We start from the raw sequence: 15,081 nt of genomic DNA, 5'->3' as shown, positions 1-15,081 counted from the left end.
TCGGTCCCGGCGGCCGCTACGCGTGGGCGCGGGCGGTGGTGCGCAGGGCCACCGCCGCCCGGTCCAGGCTGCCCAGCACGCCCGGCGGCAGCTCGTGGTGGCGGCCCGCGACCTCCTGGAGCATCACCTGCATGGGCGCGGACTCCTCCGCCTCGGCCACCGCCAGCACCTTGAACGTCGTCCCGGGCGGGAACACGACCCGCTCCTGCACGACGCTGCCGAACGAGTCCACCACCTGCACCCGCCGACCGGTCACCGACCAGATGACGAACTCCGTGCGCCCGTCGAACGGCACCGACGGCCCCGCCACCGTGCTCAGCAGGCCGTGCTCGACCAGCAGGTCACCGGTGCGGTAGCGGCGCGAGTCGCCCCAGCACACCGTGACGCCCTGGTGGACCGGCAGCCGCCGCAACCCCGACACCACGCCCGCCGCGTACGGCCACAGCCTGCCCAGCCGGCCGGTGCGCAGGGCCTCGACCAGGATCTCCTCGTCCTGTTGCAGGCACGCCGAGACCGCCGCCAGGTCCGTCACGACGGCCTCGAAGGCCTCCGGGTCCTCCGGGCGCACCTCGATGTGGCGGCAGGCCACGGCCGCGTGCTCCGCGTAGCGCTCGCCCAGCATCCGGCGCAGGGCGTCGCGCTCGGCCTCGGTGCTGCGGTGGTCGGCCGGGACGAACTCCGCGCCCTCGCGCTCGCCCCACACCGGGGCGGGGGAGTGCGGCAGCGGCCCGTCGAGGCTTATCGGCACCGGGTCGTCGGCCGGCGGCTCCTCGACCTGGGCCGGCTCGACGTGGACCGGGGCCAGGCGCTCCCGGGCCGGCGGGACGTGCGGGGCCTGCGGGGATGGGGAGACCTGCGGCATCGAGGGGACGTGGGCGGCGGGCTGCGGCACCACCGGCTCCGGCACCACCGGCGCGACCGGCACCACCGGCCGGACCGGCTCGACCTGCGCGACCGGTTCGAGCAGCTCCTCGACCGGCTCCGGCCCGAACGGCTCCTCGTGGGCGTCCTCCACCGGCTCGTGCGCCGGCTCGGCCATCGGCGGCTGGGGCGGGGGAGTCGGGTCGCAGAAGACCACCTTGAGCAGCCGCCGCACCTCCGGCTCCAGCCGCTCCACCAGCGACGCCCCGGCCACCGCCACCGCGCCCGCCGTCGTCTTGCCCGGCGACCCCACGGTCAGCCGCGCCCACTCCGGGTCCACCGGCAGCGCCCGCACCTCGGGCCCGTTGTCCTCCGCGTCGCGCACCCACAGGCCCGACGGCACGACCTCCAGCACCACGCCGCCGCCCAGGTCGAACACCCCGGGGCCGCGCTCCACCAGGCCCGGCACCGGCACCCGGTACCCGGACACCGACGGCCCGCCGCCGGGCGTGTAGGACACCTCGGTCACGTACGGCCGCCACGTCTGCTGCCCGCGCGGGTTCACCGCCACCACCGCCGCGCCGTTGCGCAGCGCCGCCACCGGCAACCCCGAGTACAGGGCGATCGGCTCGCCCAGCTGGTCGGCCACCGCCTGCCCCTGGTGCTCGCCGCCGTACCAGACCAGCCGCACCCGCGACCGCGCCGCCGACGACAGCCCGCCGAGCAGGCGGCACACCTCCTCCACCGGGATCGGCGGCTGGCCGGGGCCGCCCACGACCACGGTCAGCACGTTGTCCCGGCACGGCAGGGTCACCACGGCCCGCGCGTCCGGCGCGGCCGGGTCGAACGGCGTGCGCTGCGCCCGCAGCCACAGCCCCGCCGGGATCGGCTCGGAGACGCCCACCTCGCCCGTCGGCCACGGGGAGTTCGGGTCCACCGCCTCCCACTGCGGCACGGGGAACCGCCGGCCCATCGGCATCGGGGACCCGCCGGGCAGGAACCGCAGCCAGCTCCCGTAACCGCCGTTGCCCACGACGAACGCCGCGCCCGGCACGGTGGTCACCGCGCCGTCCGCCGCCACCACCTCGGCCTGCAACTGCTCGCACAGCCACTGGGCGGGCGCGGTCGGGCGCATCGTGCCCGCGTGCGAGGTCATCAGGCGCACCGGGCCGCGGCCCTTGAGCGCCGCCGCGACCGCGGGCCAGAACGCCGACTCGTCGCCGGGCGGGAAGTCGATCACCACCACGGTCCGCCCGCGGTCCACCGGCAGGCTCCTGGCCAGCGCGGTCGCCGCCTGGCCGGGTCCCTGGGGCGGCCCGACGACCAGGGTGGCCCCCGCGAACGAGGCCGAGAACTGGGGCGCGACGGCGGCCGGCGCGGGCGCCGGTTCGCGCTCGACCACCACCGCGGGCTCGGCCGGTGTCGCCACCACAGGCTCCTTCGGCACGGAACGTCGGAACATCAAGGCGCCCGATCACCTCCAGGCACGACTGCGCGGGTCGCCCGCACTCTACGCGGGTGACCCCCGGTGAGGACCAGGGTTCGTGCTCCTCCCGGTGCAGTCCGCGCAGGTCCGTCCGGCGGGGCGGCGTCCGTTCACGGTTGCCGGCCCAGGTCCACAGTGGACCCGCGTCGCCGCGACACCCCCAGGGACCAGCCCACCAGCGCCCCGAACGCCACGTGGTCCAGCCACTGCGGCACCGCCGGCAGCGCCCGGACCGCCGGCACCCGCACCACCCCCAGGTCCAGGGCCGCGATCGCCAGGCCCGCGACCGCCCCGCCGGTCACTCCCAGTGGTCGGCGGGCGTCCACGCCGGCGAGCACGACCGTCCAGAAGGCGGACACCCCGACGTGGGCTGCGACACCCCGGGGCACGGTCGGCCGGCCCAGCAGCGCGCCCGCCGCACGGGTCGCGGCCAACGCGTCACGGCCGGTCACCAGCGCGTGTACCGTGGAGGGCACACCGCTGAGCGTCGAGGCCACCGACCAGGCCCGGACCAAGCCCCGCATCGCGACTCCGTCGTGTGCGCGCGGAATTGTCGGAGCCGGAAGTTACCCTCCTCTACCGTGTACCGCTCGACGCACGCCACGACCTGGGGAGCCCGGTGACCGCTGAGATCCTGTACGGGGCCGACGACCTGACCCACCTGGAAGGTCTGGAAGCGGTTCGCAAGCGGCCCGGCATGTACATCGGCTCCACCGACAGCCGGGGCATCAACCACCTGTTCACCGAGGTGGTCGACAACTCGACCGACGAGGGCGTGGCCGGGCACGCGACCCGGATCGTCGTCACCCTGCACGCCGACGGCAGCGTCCAGGTGGACGACGACGGGCGCGGCATCCCCACCGGCATCCACGCCAAGTCCGGCCTGTCCGGTGTGGAACTGGTGCTGACCCGCCTGCACGCGGGCGGCAAGTTCGGCGGCTCGGGCTACAAGACCTCGGGCGGTCTGCACGGCGTGGGCGCGTCCGCGGTCAACGCCCTGTCCCACCGCTACGACGTGGTGGTGCGGCGCGAGGGCAAGACCCACGAGATGTCCTTCGCGCACGGCGTCCCCGGCGTGTTCGACGGCCCCGGGCCCAAGGCGGCGTTCACCCGCCAGTCCGGCCTGCGCGTCACCGGCCGCACCAAGAAGACCGGCACGTCCACCCGGTACTGGCACGATGCCCGCTACTTCGAGAACGGCGCCAAGCTCGACGTCGAGGCCGTGCGGGCGAAGTTGCGCAACACCGCGTTCCTGGTGCCCGGCGTGACCTACGTGCTGCGCGACGCCACCGAGGGCGCGATCCACGAGGAGACATTCCACTACCCGGGCGGCCTGGCCGACATGGTGGACTTCCTGGCCCCTTCGGGCGACAAGCCGGTGTCGGGCACGCTGCTGATCACCGGTGAGGGCGTCTACCACGAGAACGCGGCCGACGAGAACGGCGTCATGCGGTCCAAGGTGGAGCGCCACGCCGAGGTCGAGATCGCGCTGCGCTGGGGCACCGGCTACGAGCGCACGGTGGAGTGCTTCACCAACACCATCCGCAACGTGCACGGCGGCACCCACCGCCGCGGCTTCGAACGGGCGGTGCTCAAGGCGGTCCAGGAGGCCATCGGCCGCAGCCGGGGCCTGCTCAAGCCCAAGGAGGACCCGCCCACCCTGGACGACGTGCTGGAGGGCATGACGGCCGTCGTCCACGTGCGCATCCCCGAACCGCAGTTCACCTCCCAGACCAAGGACGAGCTGTCCACCGCCGGCATCACCAAGGTGGTGCTGGGTGTTGTGGAGAAGCACGTCAAGGCGTGGACCGAGGACCGCCGCACGAAGGCGGAAGCCAAGATCGTCCTGCAGAAGGTCGTGGACGCCTCCCGCGTCCGCCTGACCCAGAAGCAGCAGAAGGACGCGGCCCGCCGCAAGACCGCGCTGGAAGGCGCGGCGATGCCCGCGAAACTCGTGGACTGCCGCACGACCGGCGTCGCGCGCAGCGAGCTGTTCCTCGTGGAAGGCGACAGCGCGTTGGGTTGCTTCACCGGTGACACGCTGGTGGCCCTCGCGTCCGGCCGTTCCCTGTCCTTCGCGGAGTTGGCCGCCGACTGGGCGCGCGGCGTCACGCACTTCGGCTACACGACCAACAGCGCGGGCCGGGTCGTCGTCGCACCGCTGGTCGAGCCGAGGCTTACCAAGCGTGACGCGCCCTTGGTCCGCGTCACGCTCGACAACGGCGAATCGGTCCGCTGCACCCCGGACCACCTGTTCCGCCTGCGCGACGGTTCCTACCGCCGCGCCGACCAACTCCAGCCGGGCGACTCGCTGATGCCCCTGTACCGCAGGGTGTCGGCCAAGGCTTCCGGCGACAAGCTCGAGGGCTACGAGCAGGTCTGGATGAACGATCGCGCCGAGTGGGTCTACACCCACTACCTCGCCGACGGGTTCAACCTGCGTCACGGCCTCGACAGCGCCGAGAACGGCAACGTCCGGCACCACGTGGACGTGGACAAGCGCAACAACGACCCGCGCAACCTGCGCCGCATGACGTGGGAGGACCACGCGGCCCTGCACGCGTCGATGATGGGCGACCACGTCCACGAGGGCTACCGCGCGTGGCTGGCCGCCGGCGGCACGGAGTTCAAGTCGGTGATGCTGTCGAAGCAGTGGCGGGACCCGGAGTTCCGCCGGGCGTGCCTGACCCGGCTCGCCGAGCGCAACGCGGACCCGGCCTTCCGGGAGCGGATCGAACAGGGTTTCCAGGACTGGTACCGGTCGCTGGACGACGAGGAGCGCGCCACCTACGCCGAGCGCATGCGGGAGCGCCAGGCTGCTTACTGGGCCGACCCGGCACACCGCGCCGACGCCGCCGAACGGGTCCGGATCCTGTTCGCCGACCCCGCGCGCCGCGAGCAGTGGCGTGAGCGCGCCATCGCCCAGTGGGACGACCCCGACCTGCGGGCCTGGCGGTCCGCGGCGACCTCCGCCAGGTTCGCCGACCAGGCTGAGCGCGACCGGCAGCGCGAAGCCGTGCTCGCCTGGCACCGGGACAACCCCGAGTTCGGCGAGCGGCACGCCCTGCGCATGAAGATCCGCATGCTCGACCCGGACAGCGGCCACCTCGCCGCGGCGCAGGAGGGTCGCCGCCGTTACGTCGCGACGGTGCCGCAGGCCGAGCGGGTCCAGCGGCAGGTCGACGGTCGCCGGGTCGCCGCCCTCAAGCGACTGCGCCCGTTCCTGTCCCTCACCGACGTCGAACTCGCGGCGGCCTACGAGCAGGAGCGGTCGGCGACCGCGCGTACCGGGCTGCGGTTCGACCGGCTCCTGGACGCCTTCGAGGGTGACCTCGCGCGGCTGCGCGAAGCCGCGGCGCAGGTGAACCACACCGTCGCCGCTGTCGAGCCGTTGGTCGAGACGGCCGACGTGTACGACCTGACCGTGGACGGTTACCACAACTTCGCGTTGGCGGCCGGGGTGTTCGTCCACAACAGCGCGCGCATGGCCCGGGTGTCGGAGTACCAGGCGCTGTTGCCGTTGCGGGGCAAGATCCTCAACGTGCAGAAGGCGTCGTTGGCCGACACCCTGCGCAACGCCGAGATCGCCTCCATCGTGCAGGTGCTCGGCGCGGGCACCGGGCGGACGTTCGACCTCGGGGCCATGCGGTACGGCCGCGTGATCCTGATGGCCGACGCCGACGTGGACGGCTCGCACATCCGGACCCTGCTGATCACGTTGTTCGCCAAGTACATGCGGCCGGTGATCGAGGACGGCCGGCTCTACGCCGCGATGCCGCCGCTGCACAAGGTCGTGACCAAGGGGCGCAACGCCGAGACCCACTTCACCTTCACCCAGCGCGAGATGGAGCAGAAGGTCGCGCGGCTGGAGAAGGCGGGCAAGACGGTGGTCAAGCCGGTGCCCCGGTTCAAGGGCCTGGGCGAGATGGACGCGGACGAGTTGTGGGAGACCACGATGAACCCCGCCACCCGGTCCGTCCGCCGGATCACGCTGCACGACGCGGAGGCCGCCGAGGCCGCGTTGGAGTTGTTGATGGGCGAGAAGGTGGAGCCGCGCCGGGCGTGGCTCGTCGAGTCGGCCGCCCGGGTCGACCAGTCCGCGATCGACGTCTGAGCCAGGAGAAGTCACCAGTGGCACGCCGCAAGACCCCCACGACCCGGGTCGATCCGTCCGCGTTCGACCGCGCGGGCGCGCAGGTGTTCGACAACTCGCTGACCACCGAGATCGAGGACTCCTACCTGGAGTACGCGTACTCGGTGATCCACTCGCGGGCGCTGCCGGACGCGCGGGACGGCCTCAAGCCGGTGCACCGCCGCATCCTGTTCTCGATGAACGAGCAGGGCCACCGCCCGACCAGCCCGTACGTGAAGTCCTCGCGGGTGGTCGGCGACTGCTTCGTGCGCGGCGCGCTGGTCTCGACGCCCGCGGGCCTGCGGGCCATCGAGGAGATCGAGGTCGGCGACCTGGTCCTGGACCCGGCCGGGCGGCCGGTGCGGGTCGGCGAGGTCTACGAGAACCCGGTGTCCGAGCTGGTCCGGGTCGTGTGGGCGAACGGCGACACCATGCTGGTCACCCCCGGCCAGCGGTTCCGCACCGACGACGGCGAGTGGACCGCCGCCCGCGACCTCGCCGGTCGCGCGACCACCGCGTTCGGCGCGTCCCGGCACGCCACGCTGGTCGCCGACGGCGGTGACGTCGAGGCCTACGTGCTGGGCCTGGTCGCGGCGCGCGGTGTCGTGGAGGACGGCCGCGTGCGGCTGACGATGGCCGAGTGCGCGCCGCTGGACACCGCGCACGGCTGGGCCATCGCGCACGAGATGACGGTGGAGCGGGACAAGTACGAGGGCGCGGACGGCGTGGACCTGCACGTCCTCACCTTCGACCCGGACGTGGAACTGCTCGCGGCCACCCGGGTGGTCCCGGCGGGCATGGTCGCCGAACGCGCGCACTGGGCGCCGTTCCTGGCGGGCCTGTTCGACGGCGCGGGCCACGTCCACGAGGGCCGGGAGATCGGGTTCGCCGACACCCGCGACGAGGTCTACGCGCTGCTCGCCGACGCGGGTGTGCGCGCCGAGCGGGACCGGGGCCTGTGGGTGTCCGGCCGGCCCGCCGCCGCGCTGGCCGCCGCCCTGCTGCGCTGGACGAAGACCCGCCACGACGACCTGGTGGAGGTCATCCGCGCGGCCCGCGGCGAGGACCCGGTCGAGCTGACCGCGACCTGCGAGGTGGTGGCCGTCGAGCCGGCCGCCCCGGACACCACCTACGACATCCAGGTCGAGTCCGACGAGCACGCGTTCGTCGTGGCCGGCCAGGTCGTGCACAACTGCATGGGCAAGTACCACCCGCACGGCGACACCGCGATCTACGACGCGATGGTCCGCCTGGCCCAGGACTTCTCCCTCAACACCCCGCTGATCGACGGGCACGGCAACTTCGGCAGCCCGGACGACGGCCCGGCCGCCTCGCGTTACACCGAGGCTCGGATGTCGCCCGCCGCGATGCTGCTGGTCGGTGAGCTGGACGAGGAGACCGTCGACTTCCGGCCCAACTACGACGGTTCGCTCCAGGAGCCGTCCGTGCTGCCCGCCGCGTTCCCGAACCTGCTGGTCAACGGCACCTCGGGCATCGCGGTCGGCATGGCGACGAACATGATCCCGCACAACCTGGGCGAGGTCGTGGCGGCGGCGCGGTGGCTGGTCAACCACCCCGACGCCGACCTGGACAAGCTCATGGAGTTCGTCCCCGGCCCGGACCTGCCGACCGGGGGCGTGCTGCTCGGCCTGGACGAGGTGCGCAAGGCCTACGAGACCGGGCGCGGCGTGGTGCGGATGCGGGCCAAGGTCGAGACCGGGCCGTTGGAGGGCAGTCGCGGCCGGCAGGCGATCACGGTCACCGAACTGCCCTACGGCGTCGGGCCGGAGAAGATCATCGAGAAGATCACCGACGAGGTGACCAAGTCCAAGCGGCTGACCGGGATCGCCGACGTCAAGGACCTCACCGACCGCGAGAACGGCATCCGCGTCGTCATCGAGTGCAAGGTCGGCGTGAACCCGCAGGCGCTGCTGGCCGACCTCTACCGGTTGACGCCCATGGAGCAGTCCTTCGGCATCAACAACCTGGTGCTGGTCGACGGGCAGCCGCAGACGCTGGGCCTCAAGGCGCTGCTGGAGGTGTTCCTCAAGCACCGCTACGAGGTCGTCACCCGGCGGACCCGCTACCGCCGCCGCAAGCGCGAGGACCGGCTGCACCTGGTCGAGGGCCTGCTCAAGGCGCTGCTGGACATCGACAAGGTCATCAGGCTGATCCGGGGCAGCGAGAACGCGCAGGCCGCCAAGGAAGGCCTGATGAAGACGTTCAAGCTCTCGGAGGTGCAGGCCGGCTACATCCTGGACACGCCGCTGCGCCGCCTCACCCGCTACGACTCGATCGAGCTGGAGGCCGAGCAGGACCGGTTGCGCGGCGAGATCGCCGAGCTGAGCAGGATCCTCGACGACGAGCGCGAGCTGAAGAAGGTCGTGTCGGCCGAGCTGGCGAAGGTGGCCAAGGACCTGTCGGCCGAGCGCCGCACGACGCTGCTGGACGGCGACCTGAAGGAGGTGCTGGCGGCGTCCAAGCCCGCCGGGCCGCTGGAGGTCGCCGACGACCCGTGCCAGGTGATCCTGTCCGCGACCGGGCTGGTGGCGCGGACGGCGGCGGAGTCGGAGGAGGCGTCCGAGGCGCGTCGCCGCAACGGCCGGACCAAGCACGACGCCGTCGCGGCGGTCGTGCACACCACCGCGCGCGGCCAGGTGTTGTTGGTGACCAACCTGGGTCGCGCGGTGAAGACCGACGTGCTGCCGCTGCCGGTGCTGCCGGAGGCCAGCGGGACGGTGTCGTTGAGCGGCGGCATGGCGGCGAGCGAGCTGCTCGACCTGGCCAAGGGCGAGAAGGTCGTGGGCATCGCGCCGCTGAACGACACCGACTCGCCGGGGTTGGCGCTGGGCACGCGGCAGGGCGTGGTGAAGGTGTGCGCGCCGGAGTGGCCGGTGCGGTCGGAGGAGTTCGAGGTGATCACCCTCAAGGAGGGTGACGAGGTGGTCGGCGCGACGTGGCTGGGCGGCGCGGAGGAGACGCTGGTGTTCGTCTCGTCCGACTCGTCGCTGCTGCGCTACAGCGCGTCGCTGGTGCGTCCGCAGGGCCTCAAGGGCGGTGGCATGGCCGGGATCAACCTCGCGGCCGGCCAGCGGGTGCTGTTCTTCGGGGCGGTGCGGACCGACGACGACGAGCACGGCGCGCCGATGGTCGTCACGTCGACCGGGCAGAGCGTGAAGGTGACGCCGTTCGGGGAGTACCCGGCGAAGGGCCGGGCGACCGGCGGCGTGCGGTCGCAGCGGTTCCTGAAGGGGGAGAACGGGCTGGTCCTGGCGTGGGTCGGGCCGCGTCCGGCGGGCGCGGCGGACAACGGGTCGCCGGTCGAGCTGCCGGAGGTGGACCCGCGCCGCGACGGGTCGGGCCACGCCCACCCGGGTCCGGACGTGGTGGGGCACCTGATCGAACGCGGCTAAAGACCAGAAAATGAAAATCGGAGTCGTTACGCTGGCGGCATGACGACTCTGGACCCGGCGACCGCCGTCGCGCTGCGGCGCGGCTGGGACGCGCAGCAACAGCCCTTCCTGCCGTGGCGGGAGGAGGCGTTCGACGTCCTGGCCGCGCGGGCGCGCGGTCGGGTGCTGGACCTGGCGGGCGGGACGGGCTCGATCGCCGCCCGCCTCACCGGGGTCCAGCCGGTCGGGGTGACGCCGGTCGGGGTGACGCTGCTCGACTTCGACCCGGTGCTGCTGGAGATCGCGCGGGTGGCGCTGGGTGTGCCGGTGGTGCGTGGCGACCTGAGCGGCCCGGGCTGGGCGGACGGGTTGCCGCGCTTCGACTCGGTGGTGGCGGGGACGGCGCTGCACCACTTCGGACCGGAGCGGCTGCGGGCGCTGTACGCCGAGATCCACGAGGTCTTGGCTCCCGGCGGCCTGTTCGCCAACGCCGACCGGATGCCCGAACCCGCCGCTGCTGCCGCCGGTGAGTCGGCGTCCGATGAGTCCGGGTCCGATGAGTCCGGGTCCGGCGGGTCGGCGGCGATGGGGGCGTGGCACTCGTGGTGGCGGGAAGCGCTCGCGCAGCCCGCGTTGGCCGCTGCCGCCGCCGACCGCGCCGACGGCGAGTCCGCCGACTTCTACCCGCCCGCCGCCTGGCACGTCGAAGCCCTGGGAAGCGCCGGGTTCGCGCACGTCGAGGTCGTCTGGCGGCGCGGTGACAGCGCCGTCGTCGTGGCACATCGCGATCCGCTTATTTGATAACGACTCCCATCTCCAGTAAGCATGGGAACCCTCACCTGTTCGAGTGAAGGGCACCCATGATCACCGCAGGATTGGCCTCGGTCACCTTCCGGGGCAGACCGGTCGACGAGGTCGTCGGCCTCGCCGCCGACGCCGGGCTGGGGGCCGTCGAGTGGGCCGGGGACGTGCACGTCCCGCCGGGCGACCGCGCGAGCGCGGAGCGCGCCGCCCGGCTGTGCCGCTCCCACGACCTGGCGATCGGCACCTACGGCTCCTACTACAAGGCCGGCGCGAGCGACCCGGCCGACTTCGCCGCCGTCCTGGACACCGCCGAAACCCTGGGCGCGCCGCGCGTCCGCGTGTGGGCGGGGGTCAAGGGCTCGCGGGAGACCACGCGGCAAGAGCGCGGGGAGATCACCGAGGACCTGCGCCGGTGCGTGGACCTGGCCGCCGCCAAGGGCGTCGCGGTCACGGCCGAGCACCACGTGTCCTCGCTGACCGACGACCTCGCCTCGGCGTTGCGCCTCCTGGAGGACGTGGACCTGGTCGCCCACTGGCAACCCAAGGAGCAACCGGACGTCGACGCGTGCCTCACCGAGGTCACCGTCCTGCTCCCGCGCCTGGCCGCCGTCCACGCCTTCTCCTGGGGCCCGGACGGCTTCACCGAGCGCCTCCCGCTGGCCGCCCGCGCCGACCTGTGGCGCCCGCTGCTCGACGTCCTGCACGAGGACGGCCGCGACCGGCACGTGCTGCTGGAGTTCGTGCCCGACGACTCGCCCGAGGCGTTCCGCCGGGACGCCGCCACCCTGCTCTCCTGGCTGGAAGAACGATGAGGACCCTCGCACTCGCCCTCGCGGGCCTGGCGCTCGCCGCCTGCACCACCGCCCCCGCCGCCGACCAGGCGCGGCCCACCCCGGTCGTCCGCACGGCCGCGCCGCTCGAACCGTCCCTGAGCGTCACCGACCCGCACGGCACGAAGGTCACGCTGACCAAGCCCGCCGAGCGGATCGTGTGCCTCAACGGCCTGTGCGACGACATCGTGCTCGACCTCGGGCTCACCCCGGTCGGCACGACCAACCCCACCCTGCTGCCGGTCATCGGCCACGCGGGCGAGGTGCCCAAGGTGCCCGGCACGTTCGGCGGCGAGGACGTCGAGTTCATCGCCGGCCTCAAGCCGGACCTGGTGATCGGCCTGCCCGGCGTGCACGACCCGCTGCGGCCCGCGATCGAGAAGTTCGCTCCACTGTGGACGGCCGAACCGGCGACCTGGGAGCAGTCCGTCGGCTACCTGCGCGCGCTGGGCGCGCTGACCGGGCGCACCGACCGGGCCGTCCAGGCGGAGGAGGCCTTCCGCGGCAAGCTCGCCGACGCCGTCGCCAAGACCCGGGCCGACGGGCGGTCGGGCAAGAAGGTGCTGCTGATGTACGGCAGCGTGGACTCGATCGGCGTGGACACCACGTCCTCGCTCAAGGGCCACCTGCTCGGGCAGCTGTTCACCTACCCGTTCCCCGCCAAGGGGACCGACGTGGACACGGCGAGCAACTACAGCGTCGAGGAACTGCTGGCCAAGCAGCCGGACGTGGTGTTCGTGTACTCGCTGCTGTTCTCGCCCGACGACAAGACGTTGAGCGGTCAGCTCGCCGACAACCCCGTGTGGAAGCAGATCCCGGCCGTTCGGCAAGGCCGCGTGCACGAGACGCACGCCAAGCTGTGGGGTTCCGGGCGCGGGTTGCGCAGCCTCGCGGCGGTGGTGGACGAGGCGCTGGCCGAGGTCCCCGCTTGAGGCTGCTCGCGCTCGTCGCGGTGGCGGTGGTCGCCGGGGCGTTGGCGTGGGGGCAGCCCGTCGTGGCGTGGCCGGTGACCGAGCTGGAGCAGGTCGTGGTGTGGCAGTTGCGCGCGCCCCGGCTGGTGCTCGGCGCGGTCGCCGGCGCGTGCCTCGGGGTGGCGGGGCTGTTGTTGCAGGAGTCGCTGCGCAACCCGCTGGCCGTGCCGGAGCTGCTCGGGGTGTCCGGCGGGGCGGCGGCCGCGGTCGGCACGACGGTGGCGTTCGGCCTGGACGTCCCCGGCGCGCCGCTCACGCCCGCGCTGGTCGGCGCCGCGCTGGGCGGGGCGTTGACGCTGGTGGCGGTGCGGGGCGCGGAGGGTCCGGCGGCGGTGCTGCTGATCGGCGCGGCGGTCGGGTCGGCGGCGCAGGCCGTGATGCTCGCCGCGACCGCCATGACCGACACGCGGGAACAGGGCGTGCTCGTGCGCTACCTGCTCGGGTCGCTGACCGGGACGACGTGGCCCACGCTCGTCCCGGTCGCGGTGGGGCTCGCGGTGGCGGTGCCGGCGGTGTTGGTCGTGCTGCCGCGCGTCCGGCTGCTGCGGCTGGGCGACGACGAGGCGATGTCGGCCGGGCTGCGGCCGGGACGGGCGCGGGTCGCCGTGCTCGCGGTGGCGTCGCTGCTGGTGGCGGTGGTGGTGGGGCCGGCGGGTCCGGTGGCGTGGGTCGGGTTCTTCGCGCCCCGGCTGGCGGCCCGGCTCGGGCGGCCCTCGGTCGGGGTGACGGCGTTGCTGGGGGCGTTGGTGGTCGTCGCCGCGGACCTGGTGGCGCGGACCGTGCTGTACCCGGTGGAGCTGCCGGTCGGCGGGTTGACCGCGTTGGCCGCCGTGGGCGTCGGGCTGCTGGTGCGGAGGCGGGCGTGAGGATCGCCGGTCTGGTCGTGCTGGTGGTGGCGTGCGCGGTGGCGCAGCTCGCGGTCGGGAGCACGGACGTGTCGTTGTTCTTCGGCGACGACGCCCACGCGCGGGCGGTCGTGCTGGAACTGCGCGCGCCGCGCGTGCTGGTCGGGGTGTGCGCGGGGGCGTGCCTGGGGATCGCGGGGGCGCTGTTGCAGGCGGCCGTGCGCAACCGGTTGGCGTCGCCGGAGATCACCGGTGTCGGGTCGGGCGCGGTGCTGGGCGCGGTGGTCGCGTCGGTGGTCGGGGGAGTGGCGGCGCAGCCGCTGCCGATGGCCGGTGCGGCGCTGGTCGGCGGGGTCGTCGGCGGCGGGGTGCTGTGGGTGCTGGCCGGGGTGTCCGGCGAGGTCGCGGTGCGCGGCGTGGTCGTGTCGTCGGTGCTGGTCGGCACGACGCTGGTGGTGCTCACCGCCCGTCCGCAGCTTGCCGGGGCGGTGTCGCGGTGGCTGCTCGGGTCGCTGGTCGGCCGGACCTGGGAGCACCTGGCGCCGCTGTGGCCGGTGCTGCTTGTGGTCTTGGTCGTGGCGACCCTGCTGGGTGGCGTGCTGGACGTGCTGGCGGTGGACGACGACCACGCCCACGCGGTGGGGCTGGCCGTCGTCCCTTGGCGCAGCACGGTGTTGCTGCTGGCGGCGGTGGCCACGTCGGCGGCCGTGGCGGCGGTGGGGGCGACGGCGTTCGTCGGCCTGCTCGCGCCGCACGCGGCGCGGTGGGTGGTCGGGCCGGCGCACCGGCGGGTGGTGCCCGCGTCGGCGTCGCTGGGCGCGGCGGCGGTGGCGGCGTCGGACGCGGTGGGACAGCTGGCGCACGTGCCGGCCGGGGCGATCACGGCGCTGTTGGGCGCGGTGGTGCTGGTCGTGGTGGCGCGGCGGACGGGAGGGATCTGGTGAGCGGTGATCGGGCCGCGCCGCGGCGGCCACTGCGCGCGACGGGGGTGCACGTGCGGTTCGGCGAGCACGAGGTGCTGCGGGGCGTCGACCTCGCGGTGGCCGAGGGGGAGTGGCTGACCCTGCTCGGCGAGAACGGCAGCGGCAAGACGACCCTGCTGCGCGTCCTGGCGGGCCTGCACCCGCCGAACGACGGTGCCGTGCTGGTGGACGGCCGGCCGTTGACGGGCATGTCCCGGCGGGACGTGGCGCGGCGGATCTCGCTGCTGCCGCAGGCCACCCCGTACGTGCGGGGACTGACCGTGCGGCAGTTCGTGCGGCAGGGCCGTTACGCCGCGAGGGGTCCGCTGGGCATGCTCGGCGAGACCGACGACGACCAGGTGCGCAAGGCGTTGCGGGACACCGGGGTGGTCGAGTGGGCGGACACGCCCGTCGAGCGGCTGTCGGGCGGGCAGCGGCAGCGGGTGCGGCTCGCGTTGGCGCTGGCCCAGGACGCGCCCGTGCTGCTGCTCGACGAACCGACCACCTACCTCGACATCCGCCACCAGGTCGAGGTGCTGGAGCTGGTCCGCGCGCTGCAACGGGAACGCGGGCTGACCGTCGTCGCCGTCCTGCACGACCTGACCCAGGCCGCCCGGTACTCCGACCGGGTGGTGGCGTTGCGCGACGGTGTCGTGCACGCCGACGGCCCACCGTCCACTGTGGTCGACGCCGCGTTCCTGGCCGAGGTCTACGGCGTGCGGGGCGAAGTGCGGTGGATCACGACCAACGGACTATTGAAAATGGTTGTCATTCCAGATTAGGTTGGTGGTGTGGTCG

10 protein-coding genes are annotated in these 15,081 nt (G+C 73.7%); 8 read left to right on the top strand and 2 right to left on the bottom strand.

Translation table 11 applies throughout. From position 1 onward, the window contains the following. Positions 1-16 precede the first annotated feature (16 nt). Both AB0A74_RS21230 and AB0A74_RS21225 read right to left on the bottom strand, forming a co-directional pair. A complete protein-coding gene (locus tag AB0A74_RS21230; protein ID WP_358251768.1) occupies positions 17-2,290 on the bottom strand; it encodes a hypothetical protein in 2,274 nt (757 codons plus the stop codon). 167 nt (positions 2,291-2,457) lie between these two features. Continuing rightward, positions 2,458-2,871: a hypothetical protein gene (locus AB0A74_RS21225; RefSeq protein ID WP_358251766.1), complete on the bottom strand. Its 414-nt coding sequence runs from the start codon at positions 2,869-2,871 to the stop codon at positions 2,458-2,460. 95 nt (positions 2,872-2,966) lie between these two features. Here AB0A74_RS21225 and AB0A74_RS21220 point away from each other — a divergent pair, with 95 nt between their 5' ends. Genes AB0A74_RS21220 through AB0A74_RS21185 form a run of 8 tightly spaced genes read left to right on the top strand, consistent with a single transcriptional unit; the run spans position 2,967 to position 15,065 of the window. Continuing rightward, entirely contained in the window at positions 2,967-6,461 is a 3,495-nt protein-coding gene (locus AB0A74_RS21220; protein WP_358251764.1) for an ATP-binding protein, read from the top strand. A gap of 17 nt (positions 6,462-6,478) precedes the next feature. Beyond that, positions 6,479-9,892 carry a DNA topoisomerase (ATP-hydrolyzing) gene (locus AB0A74_RS21215; RefSeq protein ID WP_358251763.1) on the top strand — a complete coding sequence of 1,138 codons (3,414 nt, stop codon included), beginning with the start codon at positions 6,479-6,481 and terminating at the stop codon, positions 9,890-9,892. 39 nt (positions 9,893-9,931) lie between these two features. After that, on the top strand, positions 9,932-10,672 hold the full coding sequence (locus AB0A74_RS21210; protein ID WP_358251761.1) for a class I SAM-dependent methyltransferase: 741 nt from the start codon (positions 9,932-9,934) through the stop codon (positions 10,670-10,672). 59 nt (positions 10,673-10,731) lie between these two features. After that, positions 10,732-11,487: a TIM barrel protein gene (locus AB0A74_RS21205; protein WP_358251759.1), complete on the top strand. Its 756-nt coding sequence runs from the start codon at positions 10,732-10,734 to the stop codon at positions 11,485-11,487. Continuing rightward, positions 11,484-12,437: an ABC transporter substrate-binding protein gene (locus tag AB0A74_RS21200; RefSeq protein WP_358251757.1), complete on the top strand. Its 954-nt coding sequence runs from the start codon at positions 11,484-11,486 to the stop codon at positions 12,435-12,437. The genes AB0A74_RS21205 and AB0A74_RS21200 overlap by 4 nt, the downstream gene beginning before the upstream one ends. Then, positions 12,434-13,342 (top strand): iron chelate uptake ABC transporter family permease subunit, encoded by a 909-nt coding sequence (locus AB0A74_RS21195; protein ID WP_358251755.1) that lies wholly within the window; start codon positions 12,434-12,436, stop codon positions 13,340-13,342. The genes AB0A74_RS21200 and AB0A74_RS21195 overlap by 4 nt, the downstream gene beginning before the upstream one ends. Then, positions 13,339-14,265 (top strand): iron chelate uptake ABC transporter family permease subunit, encoded by a 927-nt coding sequence (locus AB0A74_RS21190; protein ID WP_358251753.1) that lies wholly within the window; start codon positions 13,339-13,341, stop codon positions 14,263-14,265. Before AB0A74_RS21195 ends, AB0A74_RS21190 begins: the two co-directional genes overlap by 4 nt. After that, positions 14,262-15,065, top strand: coding sequence for an ABC transporter ATP-binding protein (locus AB0A74_RS21185; RefSeq protein ID WP_358251751.1), 804 nt, complete (start codon positions 14,262-14,264; stop codon positions 15,063-15,065). Before AB0A74_RS21190 ends, AB0A74_RS21185 begins: the two co-directional genes overlap by 4 nt. The last annotated feature ends 16 nt before the right edge of the window (positions 15,066-15,081 follow it).

The sequence above is a fragment of the Saccharothrix sp. NPDC042600 genome (genome assembly GCF_040647305.1).
GTDB classification, from domain to species: domain Bacteria; phylum Actinomycetota; class Actinomycetes; order Mycobacteriales; family Pseudonocardiaceae; genus Actinosynnema; species Actinosynnema mutabilis.
Note: the sequence above shows the minus strand (reverse complement) of the source record. Positions and strands in the feature narration are given on the sequence as shown.